The organism is Nocardia sp. NPDC050799 (genome assembly GCF_040654015.1).
GTDB lineage: Bacteria > Actinomycetota > Actinomycetes > Mycobacteriales > Mycobacteriaceae > Nocardia.
This window is the reverse complement of record NZ_JBFAHF010000020.1, coordinates 66,583-88,812: the sequence shown is the minus strand read 5'-3', so window position 1 is coordinate 88,812 and position 22,230 is coordinate 66,583. Positions and strand designations below refer to the sequence as shown.

Below are 22,230 nucleotides of genomic sequence, written 5' to 3'. Positions count from 1 at the left end.
CGGTGTCGCCATGGACAACGAGGAAACCGCCCGCCGAGTCGGCGGCGCCGAGCTCGTCCGTTTCCGGCTCGGTGTCGTGGACGAGGCATTGCGTTTGTTCGCGGATCAGGGTTACGAGGCGACCTCGGTGGACGAGATCGCCGAGGCCGCCGGGATATCGCGGCGTACGTTCTTCCGGCAGTTCCGGTCCAAGGAAGATGTGATCTTCGCCGACCACGAGGCCCAGCTGGCCGCTGCGCAGGAGTACCTGCAGCAGGCGCAGCTCGACCCGTGGGACGCGGTCTGCGAGGCGGCGGTCGGGGTGTTCGAGCGGTTCACCCGCTGGCGCGATATCGCCGAGCGGCGGTACCGGGTGGTGCGCCGGGTCCCGGCACTGCGGGACCGGGAGATCGTGACCGTCTTCCGCTACGAGCGCCTGTTCACCGATTACCTGCGGGAGCGGCTGCCCGATTCCCCCGACCTGGCGCGCGTACAGTTCGCGGCCGCGGTGACCGCCACCCACAACTATCTGCTACGCCGGATGATCCGCGGCGAATCGGCGGCGGGCCCGGGTGACCTGCGGACCGCGCTCGGCGAGATCCCCCGGGGTGGCCGACACCCGGGCGGTGAGGACGATCTCGTGCTCGCCGTGTTCCGCCGGGACCTGCCCGTACGGCATGTCGCCGAACTGCTGCGGCAGCGGCTGGGCAGTTTGGCCGAAGCACCCGCCGACTGACACTGAGTGCCAGAATGCGGCGCACGAACCCGGGCGAGCGCGCGGTAGACTGGGCAGAGGTCTTGACACTGAGTGCCGATTGTCGGCACCGCCCCGTAAGTAACAGGAGTGAACCCAATGGCGGGAAACCCGGATTTCGATCTGTTCAAGCTGGCGGACTTCCACGATGAGCTGCGTTCGGCCATCCGCGCCCTGTGCGAGAAGGAAATCGCCCCGTACGCCAAGGACGTCGACGAGCACGCCCGGTTCCCCGAGGAAGCCCTCTCCGCGCTCAACGCCGCCGGCTTCAACGCCGTGCATGTCCCCGAGGTCTACGGCGGTCAGGGCGCCGATTCCGTGGCCACCTGCATCGTCATCGAAGAGGTCGCCCGCGTCTGCGGTTCCTCCTCGCTCATCCCGGCCGTGAACAAGCTCGGCACCATGGGCATGATCCTCAACGGTTCCGAGGAACTCAAGCAGAAGGTGCTCGCCGATATCGTCAACGGCGAAATGGCCTCCTACGCGCTGTCCGAGCGAGAAGCCGGCTCGGACGCGGGCAGTATGCGCACCCGCGCCCGCCAGGAGGGCGACGACTGGATCATCAACGGGTCCAAGTGCTGGATCACCAACGGCGGCAAATCCTCCTGGTACACCGTCATGGCCGTCACCGACCCCGACAAGGGCGCCAACGGTATCTCCGCGTTCCTGGTGCACAAGGACGACGAAGGCTTCGTCGTGGGCCCGCTCGAGCACAAGCTCGGCATCAAGGGCTCCCCGACCGCCGAACTGTACTTCGAGAACTGCAGGGTCCCCGGCGACCGCATCGTCGGCGAACCCGGCACCGGCTTCAAAACCGCCCTGCAGACCCTCGACCACACCCGCCCCACCATCGGCGCGCAGGCGGTCGGCCTGGCCCAGGGCGCCCTGGACGCCGCACTGGCCTACACCAAGGACCGCAAACAGTTCGGCAAGTCCATCGCCGACTTCCAGAACACCCAGTTCATGCTGGCCGATATGGCGATGAAGATCGAAGCCGCTCGGCTGATGGTCTACACCTCCGCCGCCCGCGCCGAGCGCGGCGAGCCGAACCTCGGCTTCATCTCGGCCGCCGCGAAATGCTTCGCCTCGGATGTCGCCATGGAGGTGACCACGAACGCGGTACAGCTGTTCGGTGGGGCCGGCTACACCACCGATTTCCCGGTGGAGCGGATGATGCGCGACGCCAAGATCACCCAGATCTACGAGGGCACCAACCAGATCCAGCGGGTGGTCATGTCCCGCGCCCTGCTCAAGGGCTGAGGCATCCCGCGGCGATCGCCGTCGAGGTGGTTCGAGCCTCCCGGGTCGTGCGTGCGGTGTCGGCTTTGCGCGCGACCCGGGAGGGCCGTTCCTGGTGCGGACGGACGCCCGCGGACCATCCATGGGACGCGCCGACACCGCATATCATGGCCGCATGCCCACCCCACGGATCGAGAAGCCCGACCTTCCCGAGTTCATGACCTGGGAGGAGCTCGAGCAACTGCCGGAGGATATCGCCCAGCAGATCGAGCTCTGGAGCGGCCGCGTGGTGTGGGTGCGTCGCGGCCCCGCCGAACACCAGATGTTCACTGTCCGGATGCGCAACGCAATCGAAAACTGCGCGCGTAAATCCATCTCGGAGAACCCGGAGACCTGCTGGCGGGTCAATGTGGAAACCAATGTCTTTCTCGGCGCCAACGGTAAGTCCGATTTCCTCACTCCGGATTTCCTGGTTCACCGCTGCCTGGACTCCCCATACGAGGACGTCAGGGCAATCGACACACTGCTCGTCGGCGAGGTGCTCTCCCCCTCGAATACGCAGTCGGACATGGAAGCCAAGAAGAGCCGCTACGCGGGCGCCGGAATTCCCTGGTATTGGGAGGTCGGCCTGGCGCGCAACACCAGCGCGATCGCGGTGGTGCGGGCATACGCGCTGGAAACAGGCCACGCTCAGCTACCTGCCGGAGTGCGCCCGCTTCACCCCGCCAACTACCTCATGGCAGGCGAATGGACGCCTGCCGACGAGCACGGGGTAAGGATTGATTTCCCGTTCCCGATCACTATCGACTGGGCCGACCTCGAATATTGATGCAGCTCGGAGTGTTTCGCTCGTTGCTGCGAGCTCGGCTCGGCGATGAATCGGACGCGGTGGCAGCTCAGGACGAGGCGCGTCGGTTGCTGCCTCCGACCCTTCCCAGGTTTGCCACCCACCTCGAGATGCATCGGGGATTGATGCTGGTGTCCGACTCGGCCCGGACTCATGTCGACCCTCCTCGGTCACCTGCTGGTCTCCACGGCTTGCCGAGGAGGCGGAAAGACAACCTTGACTGTGCCGCGACGGCACGGTGTGGGGTGGTAGTCGGCACAGTCGACCTGCGAGACCACGTCGGAGAGTGGGCATATGAACCGGAAATGGCGTCTTCGTCGAGGGCTACCCCTGCTGGCGGTGTTCTGTCTCACCGGAGCGTTGGCCGGGGCGCCCCCGGTAGCCGCCGAGGAAGGGGGCGAGCCCGGCACGCAACTCCAGTGGGGCCCGTGCCCGGAGGATGTTCCGGCCGACCCGCCGCAGCTGCAGTGCGCGACCCTGCCGGTGCCGCTGAACTACAGCGATCCCGGGGGCGTGCAGATCGAACTCATGATCTCCCGGCTGGCCAGTACGAATCCGGACAAGCGGCGGGGTGTGTTGTTGCTGAACCCGGGCGGCCCGGGTGGGTCCGGATTGGGGCTGTCCAAGCTGCTGGTCGACCAAGGTGCGCCGGACAGTGTCCTGGACAGCTACGACCTGATCGGTATGGACACTCGCGGCGTCGGGCACTCGTCGCCGGTCAGCTGTGGTTTCACGATCGACCGGCCGTATTACACCAATATCCCGCCGTACGCGGTCGACGAGGCGGCGGTCGCCGCGCAGGCGGCGGTTGCCCGGGATGTCGCCGAACTGTGCGCGGCGAACGACCCTGAGGGCCGGCTGCCGCATCTGACGACGGCGAACAATGCCCGCGACCTGGACCGGATCCGGGCCGCGCTCGGCGAGGAGACAGCCAGCTTCCTCGGCTACTCCTACGGGTCCGCGGTGGGGGCCGCGTACGCCTCGATGTTCCCGGAGCGCGCCGACCGGGTGGTGCTCGACAGCAATATCGGCGATACCTTCCTCGATCAGGACGGAATGCGCAGGTACGGCCGGGGTGTAGAGGAGACGTTCCCGGATTTCGCGCAGTGGGCCGCCGCGCGGCACGACAGCTACGGGCTGGGCCGGACACCGGAGGAAGTGCGCGCGACCTACTTCACCATCGCGGAAGGGCTCGATAAGAAACCGGTCGACGGGATCGACGGCGGATTCTTCCGATTCGGTGTGTTCGCCGCGCTCTTCAACACGAAGTCCTACGAGAAGATGGCGCAGACCTGGCAGTCGCAGCTCGCCGCCGTGCGGGCCGGGTCGGCGGGCGACCCGGCCGCCACCGCGCCGCCCGCCGACCCCACGGCGCTCGTGCCGCACGACAACTCTCTGACGGTCTTCCTCGCGACGACCTGCAACGATGTCGAATGGCCCGAGGATATCGGGGCCTATGAGCGGGCTGTGGCCGAGGACCGCGAACAGTACCCGCTCTTCGGTGCGGCCACGGCGAATATCCTGCCGTGCGCTTACTGGAAGTGGGGTCCGGTCGAGCCGGCGGTGCGGATCGACAACACGGGACCGGCCGATGTGCTGATCCTGCAGAACCAGCGCGACCCGGTGACCCCGCTGCGCGGCGGCGAGCTGCTCGACGAGAAGTTCGGCGAGCGGTCCCGGCTGGTGGATGTCGACGGGAGTGGGCACGGGGTGTACGTCCTCGGCAAGAACTCCTGCGCGTTCGATATCGCGACGGATTACCTGGTCGACGGCACCATGCCCGGGAAGGATCAGACCTGCGAGCATGTCCCGGCCGCCGGGTGAGGAAAGCTGCGGATGCGGTCATCGACCCGGGTGCAGCCCCGGCGGCCGAGGCGGTGCCGGGAAATATCGGCCGGCCGGTGCTCCGGTCCCGGTCCGCGCCGGGATCCGGTGATGCCGGACGGTAGCGCCGGGCACGACATCCCGGTGGGCTACCGCGATGCGCGAACGCCGCCGCCGGTGATCTCGCGCGACGGGCATTCGAGCCGGTGGTGCGGGTGAGCTCGCGGGGAGCGGTCGATCCGGTGGTGTGGCTGTGTCAGGCTCGCACGGCCAGGAGATCGGCGGTGAGCCGGGCCAGGCGGCGGGCGTTGCCGGGATCGAGTGAGGGCAGTGAGAGGTCCAGGGTGCGGCCGCGGTCCACGGCGGTGAGTGGTTCCGCGGGCGGGTTGTCGATGAAATCGTGTAGCGGGCGAATCGATGTGCGCACCGGGCGTGCGGCGACCGTGGCGAGGGAACGGATCACGGTCCGGGTGAGGAAACCGAGCGGGGAGAGGTCGCCGCTCTTGGTGAAGCCAGGGTGGTAGAGGACAACTTTGATCTTGTCGCCGTGCTCTTCGGCAAACGACACACCGAGCAGGTCGTTGGCCCGCCCGGCCTGTAACTGGGCGCCGACCACGCTGTAGCCGCGGGTGAGGTGGGGATCGTCCCAGTGGACCGCGCCCTTCTGCACGCCGACCCCGGCGATACTGACGATCACCGGTCGCGGGGCGCGTGCCAGCAGCGGAACCAGCTGGTGCGATAGCAGATACCGGCTGAGGTAGTACAGCGCGAAGGTCTGCTCGAAACCCTCGGCGGTCTGGACGCGATTCCGCGAGGTGCGGTTCGCGAAGAGCAGAAGTGCGTCCAGGGTGTCGTAGGCCGCGCCGATCTCGCCGACCACCCGTTCCACCTCCGTGACGGAACGCAGGTCGGCGCGGACGAAGTGGAGGCGATCCGCGTCCGCGCCGGCCGCGGCCGTGAGTTGTTCGCCTTTGGCCGGGTTGCTGCCGATCGCCACGACCCGGTCGCCCCGGGTGAGGCGTTCCAGGGCGATCGCACGACCCATACCGTCCGTGCCGCCGCTGATAAGAATGGTTCTGGACATCACACCTCCGCGGACTCGACTGCTGTACTCATCCTCGGCAGCGGCCACCGGAAGCGAAAGAAGGCACTTTTATGTTCAGTACGCACACGGATGTGCCCTCCATCGCCGCCGCCGCACTTCCCACACCGGTGCCGGTGGCGGAGTACGAGGCATGCCCGGTGTCGGGGCTGATGAGTCGGATCGGCGACAAATGGGTTCTGCTGGTGATCGCGCTGCTGGCCGAACGTCGCTACCGCTACAACGAACTGCACCGCTCGATCGAGGGCATCAGTCAGCGCATGCTGACCCGGACCCTGCGCGCGCTCGAGGACGACGGGCTCATCGGTCGTGTGGTGTACCCGACGGTTCCGCCGGCCGTGGAATACGGACTCACCCCGCTGGGGGACACACTGCTGGTCCCGCTGTCGGCGCTGGCCGATTGGGCGGTGGACCATGCCGTCGATATCACCGCCGCACGCTCGGACCGGACCGCCGGAACGTCCGGTAAAGGGTGATCGGCGACCGGCCCGGTCCGACTCGCGGACGCCCGGCCGCCGGACGTCCGGATCGCGATCACGGCGTGGATTCCCGGCTCGTCGGCCGTCGACGCCGATACCGACGGCTCACCGGGCCGACCGGTCGCCGCGGAGTATGGCGCGCAGCGCGGCGCGCACTGAACAGGCCGGTTCGCGGCCCGGCCCGCTCGGCCGCACCTGGGATCAGGCTGTGTACCGGTACGCCGGGTAGGTCAGATAGCCCCGGTCACCACCCTGGAAGTAGGTGTCCTCGTCGGCGGGGGTGATGGGGAGTGCGTTGCGCAGTCGCTCGACGAGGTCGGGGTTGGCGAGGAAGGCGCGGCCGAAGCTGATGAGGTCGGCACCCAGGCCGAGCCAGCGTTCGGCGTCGGCCGGGCCGGCGGGTTTCGGGCCCGAGGGATGCACCGGGTTCATGACGAGGGTGCCCGGCCAGGCGCGGCGGAGATCGAGGAGTGTCTCGTCGTCGGTGGTGGCCTCCAGGTGGATGTAGGCGAGGTCGAGGCCGGCCAGCTCGTTCAGCAGCGCGGCGTAGAGCGCGGGGGTGTCGGTTTCCTCGACACCCCAGAAGCCGCCGCCGGGGGAGAGGCGGATACCGGTCCGGGAGCCGCCCACCGCCGCGACGGTCGCGGAGACCGCTTCGACGGCGAACCGGATCCGGTTGCGGAGGGAGCCGCCGTAGCGGTCGGTACGCAGATTGGCGTTCGAGGAGAGGAACTGGGAGATCAGGTAGCCGTTGGCGCCGTGCAGTTCCACACCGTCGAAACCGGCGTCGACGGCGCGGCGGGCCGCGTCGGCATAGGATTCGGCGTGCGCGGGGATCTCGGCGGTATCCAGGGCGCGGGGCACCGGAGCGGGGATACGGCCGGTAGGCGCGAAGACGTCACCGACGGCGGGTACGGCCGAAGGACCGATCGGTCGCAGGCCGGTGGTGTCGGGATGGGAGACCCGTCCGCCGTGCATGATCTGCGCGAAGATCCGCCCGCCGTTGGCGTGCACAGCGGCGGTCACCGGACGCCAGGAGTCGACGTGTTCGTCGGTGTACAGCCCGGGTGTCCCCGGATTGGATTGGCCGACCGCGTTCGGCTGCACCCCTTCGCTCACGATCAGACCGGCGGTCGCTCGCTGCGCGTAGTAGGTCGCCATCGCGGCTGTGGCCAGACCACCGGTCGCGGCCCGGACCCGGGTCATGGGAGCCATCACCATGCGGTTGGGCAGCGCCAGATCACCGAGTCGGTAGTTGTCGAAAAGGCTGATCAACTCTGGTCTCCTTCGTATCCGGTGTGCCCGGTTCGGGCATATCGGCTACCGTAAAACCTCACATCGATGTCAGAGGCAAGGCCTGTGGCGTGAGTCATGCGAGAGGACGCGATGCGCATCGGCGAACTGGCGGCACGCACCGGGGTCAGCATCCGATCCCTGCGCTACTACGAAGAGCAGGGACTGCTCATCAGCACCCGCAGCGTCAGCGGGCAGCGGCACTACACGGCCGACCAGGTCGAGCGGGTCGAATTCATCCAGCGGATGTACGCCGCGGGACTGTCCAGCCGGACTGTCGCCGAAGTACTGCCCTGCGTCGAATCGCCGAGCGCGGAGACCTCCGACGCCGCGATGGCACGGATGGAACAGGAACGCGACCGGTTGTCCGCGCATATCGACGAACTGATCCGGACCCGCGACGCACTCGACCGGCTCATGGCCGTGAACAGGGAATACCGCGCGAGTCTGCAGGGGGCGTAGCCGGATCGTCCCCGGCCGGGGGAGCGGCCGCCACCGACCGGGTGACTCCCCACGTGACGAACCCGCCGAGTGCGTAGAGCGCACCGGTCAGGCAGGAAGCCTGCCATCCCCAGGTCGTGTAGGCCCAGGTCGTCGTGATCGCGCCCAGGGCCGAGCCGAGGGAGTAGAACGCCATATAGGCGCCGATGACGCTGCCGGTGCGGTCCGGATGCGCGGTGGTCAGCAGATGCTGACTGCTGACATGTACGGCCTGAACGGCGAAGTCGAGCGCGACGATACCGAGGACGAGCAGCCACAATGTCGGTTCGGTCCGGGCGATCAGGAGCCAGGACGCGGCCAGTAGTACGAGTGCCCCGCCGGTGACCGATTGGGCGCGACCGGCGTCGGCCCAGCGGCCGGCCCGGGCGGCTCCGGCGGCTCCGGCGAGCCCGGCCAGGCCGAAGAGCCCGATCTCGGTGGTGCCGAACGTCCAGGGTTGCGCCCCGAGCGGTAGGGCCAGGCCGCTCCACAGCGTTCCGAACGAGGCGAAGACGAAGAAGGTGATGACGCCTCGGCCGAGGAGTAGCGGGTCTTTCGCGGCCGACCGCCCCAGGGATCTCAGTACCTGCGGATATCGGCCGCCGGATGGTCTGGGGTCGGGCCGGAGTCTCGTCCGGACCGTGACCGCGAGTACGGCGCAGGCCGCGGCGAGCAGAACATAGACGGCGCGCCAGCCGATGGTATCGCTCAGGAGCCCGGCCAGGACGCGGACTCCGAGGATGCCGGTCACCACGCCCGACGTGACCGCGCCGATGTTGCGTCCCCGCTCGTGTGGTGCGGAGATCGCCGCGATGTAGGCGACGGTGATCTGGACGACGACCGCGAACAGGCCCGCCATCGCCAGGCCTGCCACAGCGATGATCCCGTTCGGCGCGACCGCCGCGGTCGCGGCCCCGGCGCCGGTGAGCAGCAGGTGGCCGGTGATGAGCCGCCGGCGATCCAGTATGTCGCCGAGCGGTACCAGCAGGACCAGGCCTGCGAAGTACCCGATCTGCCCGGCCGCGACCAGCCGGCCCAGCGACTCCGGCGTCAGTCCCAGTTCGGCACCGGCTTTTTCGAGAACCGGCTGGATCGCGTAGATCGTGGACACCGCTACGGCGCACACCATGGCCAGGACGAGCCGCGGTGACTTCGCGATATCCATAACCACCTCCAATTGGTAGCAATATGCAACCATCTGACGGTATGGCAAAATGGTTTCGAATTGCAACCGATGGGGTGAGGTGGATCGATGGAACTCGGCGCCGGCCGCGAATGGACCGACCCCACCTGCCCGGTGGCCCGGACGGTCGACCTCGTCGGCGATCGGTGGAGCCTGCTCATCGTGCGGGACGCCATGGACGGCGCGGCGTCGTTCACCGAGTTCCGGCAGCGGCTCGGAATCGCCCGCAATATCCTCGCCGACCGGCTCCGCCGGCTCGTCGACAACGGGATCCTGGCCACCAGCGCAGCCCCTGGCGGGAAGCGGCACGTCTACGAGCTGACCGCCGCGGGCAAGGATCTGTTCACGACCCTCGTGGCGTTGCGGCAGTGGGGTGAGCGCTACGCGTTCACCGCCGGTGAGGCCCGGTCGACACTGACCGACCTCGCCGGGAACGAACTCGCCGAACTCGGCCCGCGCACCCGAGCCGGGCACGAGATCGGTGCGGACACCTCGCAGGTGCGACGTCCGGTGACCTGAAAGGAGCCGGGCGGGAAGCGCGGCGCGTCCGGGGTGGGCGCCGTGTCAGGGGTGATGTCAGTCCGGCGTCAGGTCGATATCAGGCCGCCTGTCGATAGTCGTTGTCATGACGAGAAACAGCAGCTCCGCGACCGGTTCGGATTGGACCGGCATGGTGCCGGTCGAGGACACGGCCCTGGCCGTCACCGATACCGGCGGGCCCGGTATCCCCGTGGTCTACCTCAACGGCCAGTTCGCCACCCAGGGGTACTGGAAGAAGGTCATCGCCGACCTCGGCCCCGGCTACCGGCACATCACCTATGACGAGCGGGCTCGCGGTAAGTCGCAGCGTTCGGCGGACTACTCCTTCGAGGCGGCCGTCCGGGACGTCGACGCCGTCCTGGCGGCCCGGGGCGTGGACCGGCCGCTGCTGGTCGGCTGGTCCTACGGGGCATTGGTCGGGGCGTACTGGACGAGCCGGAATCCGGACCGGGCCCGGGGTGCGGTCATGGTCGATGGGGCGTTTCCCTACGACTGGCTCGACGAGGCGATGGAACAGCGGATCCGCACGCTGTTCACCCGGTTGGGCTGGTTCCTGCCGCTCCTGCGCCCGACCGGTTTGGCGCCGCGGATGAGTGCCGGACAGCAGGCCGAGAGCAATATCGAGGTCGGCCGGATCTCCCGTGAGCGCGAGCTGGGCCCGGTATTGGACAGCATCACCGTCCCGGCGCGGTACGTAATCGCTTCGGGTACGTCGTTCGGCAGTCGCGGTGACGAGCAGGAACGGATCCGCGCCGGCCTCGACGCGGTGCTCACCCGCAACCCGAACATCCGGATCAGCGCGAAGGTGGACAGCAATCACGGTGCGATCCTGCGCAAGGACTTCCGCGCCATCGCTCGCGCGGTGCGCGAGATCGAGGCGGTCCGCGACCCGGACGGTTCACCGACCCGGTGACGGCCGGGAGGTTCAGGGAACCGGTGTGGTGCGGAGGGCTTCGAGGATCCGGCGCAGGGAGGCCAGGGTGTCGGACAAGGCGCCGGGGCCGGGGGAGGTGGCGAGCCAGAGGGCGGCTTCGTTCATGGCGCCGGACAGCAGGTGGGTGAGCGGCGGTATGGGCTGGGGCGGGATGACTCCGGCGGTGACCAGTGTGGCGAGGGCGTCTTCGAGGTGGCGGGCGGAGGCGGATTCGTCCATGGCGCGCCATTCCTGCCAGCCGAGGACCGCGGGGCCGTCGATCAGCATGATGCGCTGGATATCGGGGGTGGTGCAGAGGGTCAGGAAGGTTTCGCAGCCGGTGACGAGCTGGGTCCACGGGTCCGATTCGATGTCCGCGGCGGCAGCGACGCGGTCGCCGACCTCGGATTGCACGTCCGCCAGGACCGCGCGGAACAGCGTGAGTTTGCTGTCGAAATTGTGGTACAGCGCGCCCTTGGTGACGCCCGATGCGGTGACGATCTCCGAAAGACCCACGGCGGCATAACCTTTGGCGGCAAACAGCTTCCTGCTCTGGTGTAGCAGAGTTGCGCGGGTCTGTTCCCGCTGCTGGGCGCGCAGCGATCCGGCCATCACGAACCTTCCGTTGACATACCGACGGTATGCGGCCTAGCCTAGTTAGCATACCGTTGGTATGTGAAATTCGGCGCGAAAGAGGCAGGTATGGCACTCGGTAGCTTCTACCCGGTCATCGGCACCACTCGGATCGCGCAGTCGCGCGATTTCTACACCCGCTGGTTCGGATTCGAGATCACTTTCGAGGCGGACTGGTACGTCAGTTTGCGGCGCACCGAAGGCGAGCGGTACTACGAGCTGGCACTGCTCGACTCCACGCACCAGACCGTCCCCGCGGGCTACCGCAAACCGGTCCAGGGCCTGCTGCTGAACTTCGAGGTCGACGATGTCGACGCGGAATGGGAACGACTGGTCGTGCGGGGCGGATTGCGGGCCGAACTCGATATCCGCTCGGAGGATTTCGGGCAGCGGCATTTCCTCCTCGCGGATCCGAGCGGCGTGCTGATCGATGTCATCACCGAGATACCGCCCACCGCCGAATACGCCGGGCAGTTCGCCGGCGGATCCACGGCGGTATGACGCTCGGTCCCTGTCGCCGCCCGGGTGCGGGTCGGCGGATCCGGTCCTCCGAACCTTCATCCCCACCCAGGGATATTCACCGGGGACATTGCGCCAGTGTTCGGCCACTCTGCCGTCCAGCACGGTCGTCCCGTGTAGGCAGTGCAGGGTTTCCGGGCAGCGATACAGACCGGAAGTGGTCTTGGTGATAAGCATCCCGAGATGGATCCAGTGCTCGATCCGGCAATCGCAGGCAGAACCGGCTGACTGTGGCATGCGGTGTGGTTCGGCCCGCCGGTGTTGCCGGATGGGCGCACAATGGATCGGATGACATCCGGTGCGTGTACGCAGTTCGACGACCCGGCCGAACTCCGGTCGCGACTGCGGCACGTCTACTGGATCGGTGGGGGGAGCGGCGCCGGGAAGTCGGCCGTCGCGACCGCTGTCGCCACCCGGCACGGTCTGCGGGTGTACTCGACAGATGACGCCATGGCCGAGCACGCGGAGCGCGGCACGCCCGGCGACGCGCCGTATCTGTCGGCGTTCCTGGTGATGAGCATGGACGAGCGCTGGGTGCACCGGACTCCGGAGACGATGTTCGAAACGTTCCACTGGTTCCGGGGCGAGGGTTTCGGCGCGATCGTCGACGACCTGCTGGGAATCTCCGAACCTACCGTCGCCGAAGGATTCCGCCTGCTGCCGCACCTGGTCGCGCCGCTGCTGGCCGAGCCCGCCCGGGCGATCTGGCTGCTGCCGTCACCACGGTTCCGCCGCAACGTCTTCGCCGGCCGCGGCTGGGAGATCCCGCGCCGGACGAGCGACCCCGCCCGCGCCCGGCGCAACCTGCTGCGCCGCGATGAAATGTTCACCGACCACCTGCGCGTGGAAGCGGCTCGGCTCGGGCTGCCCGTGCTCGAGGTCGACGGGTCGATGACCGAGCACGAAGCCGCGAACCATGTAGGACGTGCCTTCGGCCTGTGATCCGCTGCGGCGGTTCAGATCCGGCCGAGATCGAGCTTCACGGGAAACGGGGCGGAGGCTGCGACGGCCCGGTGAACATCTCGCCGGTCCGGTAGGACCCGGTCGCCGGATCGAGGATATAGGTGTAGATCAGCGGGACTCCGGTGGCGTCGCGGTCGGCCGCGACCAGCCGCTGTCGATATCGAGCAGATCCCGCAACAGCTGTGCGCCGGCCACGGCATCGAGGTGTTCGGTGGGTTCGTCCAACAGGAGCGCGCGAGCGGGCGACACCAGGGCCCGGGCGAGCAGGATACGGCGGCGCTGGCCGCCGTGTGAGACCGCCTCGCAGCTGATGCGAGGAGGCAACCGTCAGTGAAACAGGAAAACCCAACCGCGAGGTTGGAATCCCCCGCCTTCAGGCGTGGGGAGGAAGTCAAGGATCATGTACGCCGTGAGCGATACCGATCTTGTGGACGTGACCATCAGTGGACCCGACGAAGAATGGCTGGCGGAGTTCACCCACCGGCTCGTCACGGATCGGTTGGCGGCGTGCGGGAACATCATCCCGGACGTGCGCTCGATCTACCGGTGGGAGGGTGCGGTGGAGGACGCCTCCGAGGCCGTGGTCGTACTGCACACGCGGGCGTCGCTGGTGCCCGCGATCGTCGAACGCGCCAACTCCGAACACCCCGACGAGGTTCCACAGGTCGTCGCGGTACCGGTGGCGGGGGTGAACCCCGCCTACGGTCAGTGGATCCTGGACGAGACCGCGAGCTGATCAACGGCGTATACCGCGCCCGGTCCGTCCGGCGCGGTATCCGGGCTCAGCGATGTACCAGATCGGCGTACTCGGGATGGGCGCCGAGGTAATCGTCGACGTACCAGCAGGTGGCCGCGACCGCGAAACCGGCGTCACGGGTCTCGTCCAGCGCATACTTCACCACCTGCGCGGCCACGCCCCGTCCCCGGAATTCCGGGAAGGTGATGGTGTGGTGGAAGTTGCGGACCTTCGGCGACTCCGTCTCCGCGTAGTCGGCATAGCCCGCGAGGGTTCCGTCCAGGTAGATCTCGAAGCGGGTGTCGCCGGCGTTGTGTCGCAATTCGGTACTCACCTTCGGTGAAACGGCGGGCCCGGTGCGGTTTGTTCCGGTTTCAGAGGACAGCGCCGGGGTTGAGGATGCCGTGGGGGTCGAGGGCCGTCTTGATCCGCCTGGTCAGGTCCATCACCTCGGGACCCAGCTGATCCGGGAGCCAGGCCTTCTTGAGGCGGCCCACACCGTGTTCGCCGGTGATGGTCCCGCCGAGGGTGATGGCCAGGGCCATGATCTCGCCGAAGGCACGGTGCGCGCGTGCGGTCTCGTCCGGATCGGACGGGTCGTGCACGATCAGCGGATGGGTGTTCCCGTCGCCGGCGTGCGCGATCACCGACACCGTGACGTCGTTGCGCCCGGCGATCTCGGCGATACCGGTCACCAGATCGCCGAGCCGGGGCAGCGGCACCCCGACATCCTCGAGCAGCAGCGGGCCGAGCCGTTCGACCGCGGGGATCGCGTAGCGGCGGGCGGCGGTGAACGCTTCGCCCTCTTCCGGGTCCGCGGTGTGGAACGCTTCGGTGGCCCCGGCGGCCCGGCAGGCCTCGAGCATGATCCGGGCCTCCTGCGCGGCGTGGTCGCCCGGCGCGTCTGAGCGGGCCACCAACAGGGCGGCGGCGTCGCGGTCCAGGCCCATCCGCAGTTCGTCCTCCACCGCGTTGATGGCGACGGAGTCCATGAACTCCAGCATGGCCGGGCGCAGCGCGCCGGTGACGGCGAGAATCGCCTCGGTGGCCGCGGTGAGGGTGGCGAAGGAGGCGACCACGGTGCTCTGCGCCGGCTGCGCGGGCAGCAGCCGCAGGGTGAGTTCGGTGATGACCCCGAGGGTGCCCTCGCTGCCGACAAACATCTTGGTCAGCGACAGCCCCGCCGAATCCTTCAGCCGCGGGCCGCCCAGCCGGACCGCGGTGCCGTCGGCGAGCACGACCTCCATACCCAGGACGTAGTCGGTGGTCACGCCGTATTTGACACAGCACAGGCCGCCCGCGTTGGTGGCGGCGTTACCGCCGATCGAGCACATCTCGAACGACGAGGGGTCGGGGGGATACCAGAGGCCGTGTTCGGCGACCGCCCGTTTGACCTCGGCGTTGAGCAACCCGGGGCCGACGACCGCGGTCCGGGTGACCGGGTCGATGGTGATACCGCGCATCCGCTCGGTGCTCAGCACGATGCCGCCGTCCACCGCGGTCGCGCCGCCGGAGAGGCCGGAACCGGCGCCCCGCGGGACCACCGGGACCCGATGCTCGTCGGCCCAGCGCAGCGTCGCGCACACATCGGCGGTTCCGGTGGCGCGGACCACGGCGAGCGGCGTCCCCGCCGCCGGGTCCTTCGCCCAGTCCTGCCGGTATCCGGCGAGGACATCGGGATCGGTGAGCACCGTGCCGACGGGTAGGAGATCGATCAGTTCATGCAGGTCCACGCCCCAACGCTAACCGCTCGCGGCCCGGACGGGGTCCCATCCGCGCCAGACGGGACCCCGGTGATCACAGTCCGTGGCCGCGGGCGCCGTGCACCGACTGCGCGAGCTCGGCCTCGGCGGCCGCTGCGAACCCGCGGCGCGCGGCGGCGACCGCGGTATCGAATTCCTCCTCCACGAGATCGGCGTTGATCTGCGCACCGGCCATTGCGCCGGCCGCGGCGGCTGCCCCGACCTGTGCGGACAGATCGGTGACATTGCCGGCGGCCCAGACCCCCGGCACCTCGGTGCGGCCGGTGGCGTCGCACGGGATGTACTGGCCGAACCCTGTCGGATGCTCGGTGGTCGTCAAGCCCAGCTCGGTCAGGAAGCCGACGCGGGCGACCATTCGCGAGCCCACGGCGACGACCTCCCGGGCGACGACAGTGCCGTCGGCGAGCCGGACGCCGGTGATCCGGTCGTCGGCGATCTCGATTCCGGCCACCTCACCCGGCACCACGCGGACGCCGCGCGCGGCGAGCCGTTCCGCGACTTCCGGTGTGGGGTCGGGTTGATCGTGGGTGAAGTAGACGACGTCATCGCTGAGCTGGCGGAACAGCTGCACCTGGTGCACGGAGATCGGCCCGCGGCTCAGCACGGCGATCGCCCGGTCGCGCACCTCCCAGCCGTGGCAGTACGGGCAGTGCAGCACATCGCGGCCCCAGCGTTCCCGCAGGCCGGGGATATCGGGCAGTTCGTCGGTCAGCCCGGTGGTGACCAGCAGCCGCCGTGCCCGGACCGCCCGGCCGTCGGCGAGCGTGATCGTGAAACGGTCACCGTCGCGGACCGCGCCGTTGATCTCCCCGGATACCACCCGGCCGCCGTAGCGACGGACCTCGGCACGGCCGGTCTCGAGTAGTTCCGCCGGCGGCATACCGTCGCGCGCCAGCAGCCCGTGCACGCCGTCGGCGGGGGCGTTGCGCGGTTGTCCCGCATCGATCACCACCACGCTGCGCCGCGACCGGGCCAGCATGAGCGCCCCGTTCAGACCGGCCGCCCCGCCGCCGGCCACCACCACGTCGTAGTCGTTGTCCAGTTCATCGGTCACCGTGACCACCTCCTCGGCGCCGACTATCCGCACCTTCGAACCGATTGGCAAATAATTTTGCTGTAATGACAATTCGGCGAGGCGGCCGGATTACGGCATCCCTGCGGAAAATAGCGCCCGAACTGTGGGTTTTCCGCGCGCTCACCTGCCGGACACCTGGCCCTGCGAGGCTGGCGGTGTGCAGGACCTGGCGACGAACGCTGATATATGGGAGATCCGATTCGCCCGCTGGTGCGCCGCGGTGGTCGCGCGCCTGCCGTGGGGTCTGGACCGCGTCGTCGCTCCCACATTCCTCGGTTTCGCGCTGATCAACAGCTTCACCTTCGGGGTCGATCTGCTGATCCTCACCGGGCTGCGCAGCGGACTCGGGTTACCGGGATGGTTGTCGGTATCGGTCGGCTACGGCTGCGCTTTCGCACTGGCGTTCTATCTCAACCGCCGGTTGAACTTTCGCTCCCACGCGCCGGCGGGACGGCAGGCAGTGGTCTACACGGTCGTCGTGCTGATCAACTACCTCGCCTTCATCCTGGGCGTCGGCGCCGGACTGGCCGCGCTCGGTGCGCAGTACCACCTGTCGCGGATGCTGGCCGGGGCAGGCGAGGCGGTGTACATGTACTCGGCCATGCGCTGGGTGGTTTTCCGGCGCCGCTGACCGCCGATCAACCCGTGTACACCCGGGTTTCGTCTCCGTCGCGGACCACGACATCGGCATCGGTGAGCGCCCAGTGCGGGGTGCCCGCCATCCGGAGGCGGTCGGCGAGGGCGTTACCCGTCCGCTCGGGGTCGGTGGGCGAGTCCAGATGCGGCACGATCGGACGATCGACCACCCCCAGACCCGTCCAGATGGGATCGATACCGCAGGCCGGCCGTACCTCGGCGGGGTCGTCGGCGGTCTCCAGACCGTGCAGGTCCGGGCTCAGTACACAGGCGCCCGCGCTGTAACCCGCGTAGACGACCGAATCCGACGCCAGCAAGTCCGGGATCACCCGGTCCGCGCCGCTCCGTGCGAACTGGGCGCGCAGGACGAAGGTGTTGCCCCCGCGGACCCAGAGGACGGGGAACCGGGCCAGTCGGCGGCCCAATTCTTCCGGGCGTCCGGCATATTCGCGGAGATCAACCTCCTCGGGCCGGAACCCGAGTGCGCGCAACGGGGTCAGTTCGCTGGTCAGCGCGGCGGCACGGCCCCGCGGCCAGGAGTCGAAGGCATTGGCGATCACCGCGATCGGGCCCGGTTCGCCGATCAGCGAAGCGAAGACGTCGTAGTGAGCGCCGAATCGATAGCTCGCCAGGAACAGTCGCATCTCAGAGGGTGAACGCCAGATTCCGGACCACCTGCCGGCCCAGATCCGCGTCCCCGTGGAAGGTGATCCGGGCCAGTGCCGAGTCGGCGTCCACCCGGCCGCCGCCGAGCCGCACCAGCAGACCGGAGTCCAGTTCCAGTGTGACGGTGGGTTCGGTGGCGGGCGCGTCCACATAGCGGGCCCGGTCACCGACCTCGATGTGCAGGGTCCGCGCGAGCGGACCCGTGAGTGCCAGCGTGATCAGTGAACCGGCCGGTGCCCTACCGCGTTTCGCGACCACCCGGGGCAGCGACTGCGCGAACTCGGCGAAGGCGAGTTCGCCCCGTGGGCCGCCCTCGTCGACCCGCTTCCCGAGCGCGTCGGCGATATCGAGTTCGTGCATCCAGCAGTCGAACAACCGCACCCGCATGAACCGCGCGTAGGGCACCTCGCCGATGGGGGACGGTGACGGTGCCGACCACGCCGCGTCGTCCATGGCGGCGAGCGCGGCCCGGCGGCGGTCGATCACTTCGCGGTACAGGCCGAGCAGTTCGGCGCCCTTGCGTGGTCGCAGCCGCTGCACCCAGATCTCGTTGACAGCGCCGACCTCGTTGCGCACATGCGGCAGAGTCTTCACATCGACATCCGGCGCCTGTGGATCACGCGCCGGGGGCCTGTCGCCGAGCAGCAGCGATTCGGTGCCGATCACATGACTCAGCACATCGAACACGGTCCACCCCGGTAGCGGTGAGGGTGTCCGCCACTGCTCCTCGCCGAGGCCGGCGACCAGTTCGGCGAGGGCGTCGAACTGGTCGGCCAACCGCGCGGTGAGTTCGGGATGGTCGAGGGTGTCGGTCATTCGGTCCTCCTTCGAAGCCGGTACCTGCGATGCGCGGAGCCGAGGCGGCGGCGGAAATATCGCATGATCGGCAGTGTCTTCCGTGACTGATCGGAATTCGTGCGGACGCGGCAATCAGGCGGCGTCGCCGTCGGGTCCGGGCCGCAGGGCGGCCAGGTCCGCGCGGAGCGTGGCGGCGACGCGGTCCGGCTCGTGCGAGCGGCGCAGCACGAGTCCGGTCGCGAACCGGAACTTGTCGCCGTGGCTGCGGGGGATCACATGCAAATGGACGTGCGCGACCGTTTGGAACGCGGCCTTGCCATCGTTGATCAGCAGATTCGCGCCGTCGGCGGCGAACCCGGGCCCCTGTACCGCCCGGGCGATGCGATGGCCGACCCGGAACAGGTCCATCCCGGCCTCGGCATCCAGTTCGGACAGGTCGGTGGCATGACGCTTCGGGATCACCAGGGTGTGCCCGCGGGTGATCGGCCGGATATCCAGGAACGCGGTCACCGTATCGTCCTCGTACACCCGATGGGCCGGTGCGGTACCGGCCACGATCCCGCAGAAAACGCAGTCGCTCACACGGCGCACTCTACGGCGTAAGGCTGCGGCGGGTCCCGGACTGGGCACGGACTTGGCAAACTTTTCAAACTCCTGGGCATGCTTCGGCGGATATATCCCACTATCAGGCTTTACCGATGCGAAGACATCCTTCTGTCGACTCGGAATGTGACGGGCATCTCAGCTAATCTCACTGCGGCCGATGTACGGTTGCCAGGATTTCGGGCGGTGGTGTCGCAGGACACCTCCGCCCGGCGCCGTTGATCGGCGGCCGAAACACCAGGAGAGGGAAGCAGACAAGTGGAGACAACGCAGGCCGTGAGCGATTCGTCGCCGCGCGGGGCGCGTGTCGGTGTCGTTCGCGAATCCGCCGCGGGCGAGCGGCGGGTCGCCTTGGTTCCGAAGATCATCCCCACGCTGGTGAAGCAGGGCGTGGAGGTCGTGGTCGAGGCCGGAGCCGGAGCGGGCGCGCTCATTCCCGATACCGCCTACGAGGAAGCCGGTGCGAAGATCGGTGACCCCTGGTCGGCCGATGTGGTCGTCAAGGTGGCCCCGCCCAGCGATGCCGAGGTGGACAAACTGTCCTCGGGGCAGACGCTCATCGGATTTCTCGCCCCGCGCAACGCCGACAATCAGATCGATGCGCTGAAGCAGGCCGGGGTGCAGGCATTCGCGGTGGAGGCCATCCCGCGGATCTCGCGCGCCCAGGTGATGGACGCGCTCTCCTCGCAGGCCAATGTCGCCGGGTACAAGGCGGTACTGCTGGCGGCGTCGGAATCGACCCGCTTCTTCCCGATGCTCACCACCGCCGCCGGCACCGTGAAACCGGCGACCGTGCTGGTACTCGGCGTCGGCGTGGCCGGTCTGCAGGCGCTGGCCACCGCGAAACGCCTGGGCGGCCGCACCACCGGCTACGACGTGCGCCCCGAGGTCGCCGACCAGGTGCGTTCGGTGGGCGCCCAGTGGCTCGATCTCGGTATCGACGCCGCCGGTGAGGGCGGCTATGCCCGCGAACTCACCGACGAGGAGAAGGACAAGCAGCAGCAGGCCCTCGAGGACGCTATCAAGGGTTTCGACGTGGTGATCACGACCGCCCTGGTACCCGGCCGGCCGGCGCCGCGCCTGGTGACCGCCGGTGCGGTGGCCGGTATGAAACCCGGCAGCGTCATCGTCGACCTCGCCGGGGAGACCGGCGGCAACTGTGAACTCACCGAGCCCGGCGAGACCGTGGTCAAACACGATGTGACGATCTGCTCGCCGCTGAACCTGCCTGCCACGATGCCCGAGCACGCCAGCGAGCTGTACTCGAAGAACGTCGCCGCGCTGCTGGAACTGATGCTCGCCGAGGGCGAACTGAAACCGGATTTCTCCGATCAGGTGCTGGCCGATTCCTGCGTCACCCGTGACGCCGAACCGACAACGAAGGCGCAATGATGTACACCGAGCTGCTGGCGAATATCGCGATTCTGGTGCTGTCCGGATTCGTGGGTTTCGCGGTGATCTCCAAGGTCCCCAACACCCTGCACACCCCGCTCATGTCGGGTACCAACGCCATCCACGGCATCGTGGTGCTGGGCGCGCTGGTCACCCTCGGGCGGGTGGAGGATCCCTCGATCGGGGTGCAGGCCATCCTGTTCGTGGCCGTGGTGTTCGGAACGCTGAACGTGATCGGTGGTTTCGTGGTCACCGACCGGATGCTGGGCATGTTCAAAGGTAAGAAGCCCGCCGCGGGTGCCGAGAAGGCAGGTAAGTGACCCATGGACAACTTGGTCGACATCCTCTACATCCTGTCCTTCGCCCTCTTCATCTACGGCCTGATGGGGCTGACCGGCCCCAAGACCGCCGTCCGAGGCAACTGGATCGCGGCGGCAGGTATGGCGATCGCGGTGATCGCCACGCTGATCGCGGTGCGTGACAGCACCAACTGGATTTTGATCGTCGCCGGCCTGATAGTCGGTGTGGTGCTGGGTGTACCGCCTGCGCGCTATACCAAGATGACCGCGATGCCCCAGCTGGTGGCGGCGTTCAACGGTGTCGGCGGCGGTACGGTCGCCCTCATCGCCTGGGCCGAATTCATCGATACCACCGGATTCTCGGCGTTCCAGCACGGCGAGGAACCCACGGTGCACATCATCGTCGGCTCGCTGTTCGCCGCGATCATCGGCTCGATCTCGTTCTGGGGTTCGGTGATCGCGTTCGGCAAGCTGCAGGAGATCCTGCCCGGCCGCCCGATCGGGCTCGGGAAGTTGCAGCAGCTGGTGAACCTGGTGCTGCTGGTGGCGGCGGTGGGGGCCGCGGTGGTCATCGGCCTCGGCGCCTCCGACGGCGGCGTATCCCAATTGTGGATGATCGGGCTGCTGGTGGCCGCCGGTGTGCTGGGCCTGATGGTGGTGCTGCCGATCGGTGGCGCCGATATGCCCGTGGTGATCTCGTTGCTGAACGCGCTCACCGGTCTGTCCGCGGCGGCGGCCGGTCTGGCGCTGAACAACACCGCCATGATCGTGGCCGGCATGATCGTCGGCGCGTCCGGCACCATCCTGACCAATCTGATGGCCAAGGCGATGAACCGGTCCATTCCGGCGATCGTCGCGGGTGGTTTCGGTGGTGGCGGCGGTGCGGTCGCGAGTTCCGGTGACGGCGAACAGAAGCAGGCCAAGGCCACCTCGGCGGCCGACGCGGCGATCCAGATGGCCTACGCCAATCAGGTGATCGTGGTACCCGGCTACGGTATGGCCGTCGCCCAGGCCCAGCATGCGGTCAAGGAGATGGCGGGACTGCTCGAAGCCAAGGGCGTCGAGGTCAAATACGCCATCCATCCGGTCGCCGGTCGTATGCCCGGCCATATGAACGTGCTGCTGGCCGAGGCCGAGGTGTCCTACGACGCCATGAAGGAGATGGACGATATCAACGGCGAGTTCGGTCGCACCGATGTCGCCCTGGTCATCGGCGCCAACGATGTCACCAACCCGGCCGCCCGCGAGGATTCGGCCAGCCCGATCTACGGTATGCCGGTCCTCAATGTCGACCAGGCGAAATCGGTGATCGTGCTGAAGCGTTCGATGAACAGCGGTTTCGCCGGTATCGACAATCCGTTGTTCTACGCCGACCACACCTCGATGCTCTTCGGCGACGCGAAGAAGTCGGTCGGCGCGGTCACCGAGGAACTGAAGGCCCTGTAATCACACGGTAGTCGCGCCACGGCCCCGGGTGGGTGGGTTCACCACCGCGCCCGGGGCCGTGGTGCTGT

General features: G+C 68.2%; 25 protein-coding genes and 1 pseudogene. 15 read left to right on the top strand and 11 right to left on the bottom strand.

Annotated features, from left to right (window positions below; translation table 11 throughout):
- Window positions 1-10: 10 nt before the first annotated feature.
- From AB0H42_RS21360 to AB0H42_RS21345, 4 genes are all read left to right on the top strand, one after another.
- On the top strand, window positions 11-715 hold the full coding sequence (locus tag AB0H42_RS21360; protein WP_357058265.1) for a TetR family transcriptional regulator: 705 nt from the start codon (window positions 11-13) through the stop codon (window positions 713-715).
- 117 nt (window positions 716-832) lie between these two features.
- On the top strand, window positions 833-1,993 hold the full coding sequence (locus AB0H42_RS21355; protein WP_357058263.1) for an acyl-CoA dehydrogenase: 1,161 nt from the start codon (window positions 833-835) through the stop codon (window positions 1,991-1,993).
- 154 nt (window positions 1,994-2,147) lie between these two features.
- A complete protein-coding gene (locus tag AB0H42_RS21350; protein ID WP_357058261.1) occupies window positions 2,148-2,801 on the top strand; it encodes a Uma2 family endonuclease in 654 nt (217 codons plus the stop codon).
- A 312-nt stretch (window positions 2,802-3,113) separates the two neighbouring features.
- Window positions 3,114-4,643: an alpha/beta hydrolase gene (locus tag AB0H42_RS21345; protein WP_357058259.1), complete on the top strand. Its 1,530-nt coding sequence runs from the start codon at window positions 3,114-3,116 to the stop codon at window positions 4,641-4,643.
- Window positions 4,644-4,899: 256 nt separating this feature from the next.
- On the opposite strand, the gene AB0H42_RS21340 is transcribed toward AB0H42_RS21345, so the two are convergent.
- Window positions 4,900-5,727 (bottom strand): SDR family NAD(P)-dependent oxidoreductase, encoded by an 828-nt coding sequence (locus AB0H42_RS21340; protein ID WP_357058257.1) that lies wholly within the window; start codon window positions 5,725-5,727, stop codon window positions 4,900-4,902.
- Window positions 5,728-5,798: 71 nt separating this feature from the next.
- On the opposite strand from AB0H42_RS21340, the gene AB0H42_RS21335 reads away from it, so the two are divergent.
- Window positions 5,799-6,221, top strand: a complete 423-nt coding sequence (locus tag AB0H42_RS21335; RefSeq protein ID WP_357058255.1) for a helix-turn-helix domain-containing protein — start codon at window positions 5,799-5,801, stop codon at window positions 6,219-6,221.
- A gap of 204 nt (window positions 6,222-6,425) precedes the next feature.
- Here the strand turns inward: AB0H42_RS21335 and AB0H42_RS21330 are convergent, their stop codons facing one another.
- Window positions 6,426-7,499, bottom strand: coding sequence for an alkene reductase (locus AB0H42_RS21330; protein ID WP_357058253.1), 1,074 nt, complete (start codon window positions 7,497-7,499; stop codon window positions 6,426-6,428).
- A gap of 96 nt (window positions 7,500-7,595) precedes the next feature.
- Here AB0H42_RS21330 and AB0H42_RS21325 point away from each other — a divergent pair, with 96 nt between their 5' ends.
- Entirely contained in the window at window positions 7,596-7,979 is a 384-nt protein-coding gene (locus AB0H42_RS21325; protein ID WP_357058251.1) for a MerR family transcriptional regulator, read from the top strand.
- Here the strand turns inward: AB0H42_RS21325 and AB0H42_RS21320 are convergent.
- A complete protein-coding gene (locus AB0H42_RS21320) occupies window positions 7,933-9,162 on the bottom strand; it encodes an MFS transporter (protein ID WP_357058249.1) in 1,230 nt (409 codons plus the stop codon). The two genes, AB0H42_RS21325 and AB0H42_RS21320, sit on opposite strands and share 47 nt — an antisense overlap.
- A gap of 87 nt (window positions 9,163-9,249) precedes the next feature.
- On the opposite strand from AB0H42_RS21320, the gene AB0H42_RS21315 reads away from it, so the two are divergent.
- Together AB0H42_RS21315 and AB0H42_RS21310 are read left to right on the top strand one after the other, a co-directional pair.
- The gene (locus tag AB0H42_RS21315) at window positions 9,250-9,699 is read left to right on the top strand and encodes a helix-turn-helix domain-containing protein (protein WP_357058247.1); all 450 of its coding nucleotides are present in this window, start codon (window positions 9,250-9,252) and stop codon (window positions 9,697-9,699) included.
- Window positions 9,700-9,805: 106 nt separating this feature from the next.
- A complete protein-coding gene (locus tag AB0H42_RS21310) occupies window positions 9,806-10,633 on the top strand; it encodes an alpha/beta hydrolase (RefSeq protein WP_357058245.1) in 828 nt (275 codons plus the stop codon).
- A 12-nt stretch (window positions 10,634-10,645) separates the two neighbouring features.
- Here the strand turns inward: AB0H42_RS21310 and AB0H42_RS21305 are convergent, their stop codons facing one another.
- A complete protein-coding gene (locus AB0H42_RS21305; RefSeq protein WP_357058243.1) occupies window positions 10,646-11,245 on the bottom strand; it encodes a TetR/AcrR family transcriptional regulator in 600 nt (199 codons plus the stop codon).
- A gap of 63 nt (window positions 11,246-11,308) precedes the next feature.
- Between AB0H42_RS21305 and AB0H42_RS21300 the strand changes: the two genes are divergently transcribed.
- Together AB0H42_RS21300 and AB0H42_RS21295 are read left to right on the top strand one after the other, a co-directional pair.
- The gene (locus tag AB0H42_RS21300) at window positions 11,309-11,767 is read left to right on the top strand and encodes a VOC family protein (protein WP_357058241.1); all 459 of its coding nucleotides are present in this window, start codon (window positions 11,309-11,311) and stop codon (window positions 11,765-11,767) included.
- Window positions 11,768-12,073: 306 nt separating this feature from the next.
- On the top strand, window positions 12,074-12,727 hold the full coding sequence (locus AB0H42_RS21295; protein ID WP_357058239.1) for a hypothetical protein: 654 nt from the start codon (window positions 12,074-12,076) through the stop codon (window positions 12,725-12,727).
- A gap of 174 nt (window positions 12,728-12,901) precedes the next feature.
- On the opposite strand, the pseudogene AB0H42_RS21290 reads toward AB0H42_RS21295, so the two are convergent.
- Window positions 12,902-13,048: pseudogene (locus tag AB0H42_RS21290) on the bottom strand (ATP-binding cassette domain-containing protein); the annotation flags it as partial.
- 109 nt (window positions 13,049-13,157) lie between these two features.
- On the opposite strand from AB0H42_RS21290, the gene cutA reads away from it, so the two are divergent.
- The gene (cutA, locus tag AB0H42_RS21285) at window positions 13,158-13,484 is read left to right on the top strand and encodes a divalent-cation tolerance protein CutA (protein ID WP_245713406.1); all 327 of its coding nucleotides are present in this window, start codon (window positions 13,158-13,160) and stop codon (window positions 13,482-13,484) included.
- Window positions 13,485-13,530: 46 nt separating this feature from the next.
- Here cutA and AB0H42_RS21280 read toward each other — a convergent pair whose 3' ends face one another.
- The 3 genes from AB0H42_RS21280 to AB0H42_RS21270 all read right to left on the bottom strand — a co-directional run bounded on the left by AB0H42_RS21280 (window position 13,531) and on the right by AB0H42_RS21270 (window position 16,301).
- Window positions 13,531-13,818, bottom strand: coding sequence for a GNAT family N-acetyltransferase (locus AB0H42_RS21280; RefSeq protein WP_357058237.1), 288 nt, complete (start codon window positions 13,816-13,818; stop codon window positions 13,531-13,533).
- A gap of 40 nt (window positions 13,819-13,858) precedes the next feature.
- Entirely contained in the window at window positions 13,859-15,217 is a 1,359-nt protein-coding gene (locus AB0H42_RS21275) for an FAD-linked oxidase C-terminal domain-containing protein (RefSeq protein ID WP_357058235.1), read from the bottom strand.
- Between the two features lie 64 nt (window positions 15,218-15,281).
- A complete protein-coding gene (locus tag AB0H42_RS21270) occupies window positions 15,282-16,301 on the bottom strand; it encodes an NAD(P)/FAD-dependent oxidoreductase (RefSeq protein ID WP_357058233.1) in 1,020 nt (339 codons plus the stop codon).
- A gap of 187 nt (window positions 16,302-16,488) precedes the next feature.
- Here AB0H42_RS21270 and AB0H42_RS21265 point away from each other — a divergent pair, with 187 nt between their 5' ends.
- Complete coding sequence (locus tag AB0H42_RS21265; RefSeq protein WP_357058345.1) at window positions 16,489-16,953, top strand: GtrA family protein; 465 nt, start codon at window positions 16,489-16,491, stop codon at window positions 16,951-16,953.
- Window positions 16,954-16,960: 7 nt separating this feature from the next.
- Here the strand turns inward: AB0H42_RS21265 and AB0H42_RS21260 are convergent, their stop codons facing one another.
- From AB0H42_RS21260 to AB0H42_RS21250, 3 genes are all read right to left on the bottom strand, one after another.
- Entirely contained in the window at window positions 16,961-17,602 is a 642-nt protein-coding gene (locus tag AB0H42_RS21260) for a Type 1 glutamine amidotransferase-like domain-containing protein (RefSeq protein ID WP_357058231.1), read from the bottom strand.
- A 1-nt stretch (window position 17,603) separates the two neighbouring features.
- Complete coding sequence (locus tag AB0H42_RS21255) at window positions 17,604-18,440, bottom strand: maleylpyruvate isomerase family mycothiol-dependent enzyme (protein ID WP_357058228.1); 837 nt, start codon at window positions 18,438-18,440, stop codon at window positions 17,604-17,606.
- Window positions 18,441-18,554: 114 nt separating this feature from the next.
- On the bottom strand, window positions 18,555-19,004 hold the full coding sequence (locus tag AB0H42_RS21250; protein WP_357058226.1) for an HIT family protein: 450 nt from the start codon (window positions 19,002-19,004) through the stop codon (window positions 18,555-18,557).
- Between the two features lie 279 nt (window positions 19,005-19,283).
- Here AB0H42_RS21250 and AB0H42_RS21245 point away from each other — a divergent pair, with 279 nt between their 5' ends.
- The 3 genes from AB0H42_RS21245 to AB0H42_RS21235 are packed head-to-tail and all read left to right on the top strand — an operon-like array spanning window position 19,284 to window position 22,162.
- Window positions 19,284-20,417, top strand: a complete 1,134-nt coding sequence (locus AB0H42_RS21245; RefSeq protein ID WP_357058224.1) for a Re/Si-specific NAD(P)(+) transhydrogenase subunit alpha — start codon at window positions 19,284-19,286, stop codon at window positions 20,415-20,417.
- Window positions 20,417-20,737 (top strand): NAD(P) transhydrogenase subunit alpha, encoded by a 321-nt coding sequence (locus AB0H42_RS21240; protein WP_327148238.1) that lies wholly within the window; start codon window positions 20,417-20,419, stop codon window positions 20,735-20,737. The genes AB0H42_RS21245 and AB0H42_RS21240 overlap by 1 nt, the downstream gene beginning before the upstream one ends.
- 3 nt (window positions 20,738-20,740) lie before the next feature.
- Complete coding sequence (locus AB0H42_RS21235; protein WP_357058222.1) at window positions 20,741-22,162, top strand: NAD(P)(+) transhydrogenase (Re/Si-specific) subunit beta; 1,422 nt, start codon at window positions 20,741-20,743, stop codon at window positions 22,160-22,162.
- Window positions 22,163-22,230: the final 68 nt, after the last annotated feature.

Excerpts from the sequence above, each read along its gene's own strand:
- AB0H42_RS21360 (WP_357058265.1), top strand. The coding sequence starts at position 11 with ATGGACAACGAGGAAACCGCCCGCCGAGTCGGCGGCGCCGAGCTCGTC.
- AB0H42_RS21320 (WP_357058249.1), bottom strand. The coding sequence starts at position 9,162 with ATGGATATCGCGAAGTCACCGCGGCTCGTCCTGGCCATGGTGTGCGCC.
- AB0H42_RS21255 (WP_357058228.1), bottom strand. The coding sequence starts at position 18,440 with ATGACCGACACCCTCGACCATCCCGAACTCACCGCGCGGTTGGCCGAC.
- AB0H42_RS21235 (WP_357058222.1), top strand. The coding sequence starts at position 20,741 with ATGGACAACTTGGTCGACATCCTCTACATCCTGTCCTTCGCCCTCTTC.
- AB0H42_RS21315 (WP_357058247.1), top strand. The coding sequence starts at position 9,250 with ATGGAACTCGGCGCCGGCCGCGAATGGACCGACCCCACCTGCCCGGTG.
- AB0H42_RS21310 (WP_357058245.1), top strand. The coding sequence starts at position 9,806 with ATGACGAGAAACAGCAGCTCCGCGACCGGTTCGGATTGGACCGGCATG.
- AB0H42_RS21340 (WP_357058257.1), bottom strand. The coding sequence starts at position 5,727 with ATGTCCAGAACCATTCTTATCAGCGGCGGCACGGACGGTATGGGTCGT.
- AB0H42_RS21350 (WP_357058261.1), top strand. The coding sequence starts at position 2,148 with ATGCCCACCCCACGGATCGAGAAGCCCGACCTTCCCGAGTTCATGACC.
- AB0H42_RS21240 (WP_327148238.1), top strand. The coding sequence starts at position 20,417 with ATGTACACCGAGCTGCTGGCGAATATCGCGATTCTGGTGCTGTCCGGA.
- AB0H42_RS21305 (WP_357058243.1), bottom strand. The coding sequence starts at position 11,245 with ATGGCCGGATCGCTGCGCGCCCAGCAGCGGGAACAGACCCGCGCAACT.
- AB0H42_RS21355 (WP_357058263.1), top strand. The coding sequence starts at position 833 with ATGGCGGGAAACCCGGATTTCGATCTGTTCAAGCTGGCGGACTTCCAC.
- AB0H42_RS21295 (WP_357058239.1), top strand. The coding sequence starts at position 12,074 with ATGACATCCGGTGCGTGTACGCAGTTCGACGACCCGGCCGAACTCCGG.
- AB0H42_RS21260 (WP_357058231.1), bottom strand. The coding sequence starts at position 17,602 with ATGCGACTGTTCCTGGCGAGCTATCGATTCGGCGCTCACTACGACGTC.
- AB0H42_RS21325 (WP_357058251.1), top strand. The coding sequence starts at position 7,596 with ATGCGAGAGGACGCGATGCGCATCGGCGAACTGGCGGCACGCACCGGG.
- AB0H42_RS21335 (WP_357058255.1), top strand. The coding sequence starts at position 5,799 with ATGTTCAGTACGCACACGGATGTGCCCTCCATCGCCGCCGCCGCACTT.
- AB0H42_RS21345 (WP_357058259.1), top strand. The coding sequence starts at position 3,114 with ATGAACCGGAAATGGCGTCTTCGTCGAGGGCTACCCCTGCTGGCGGTG.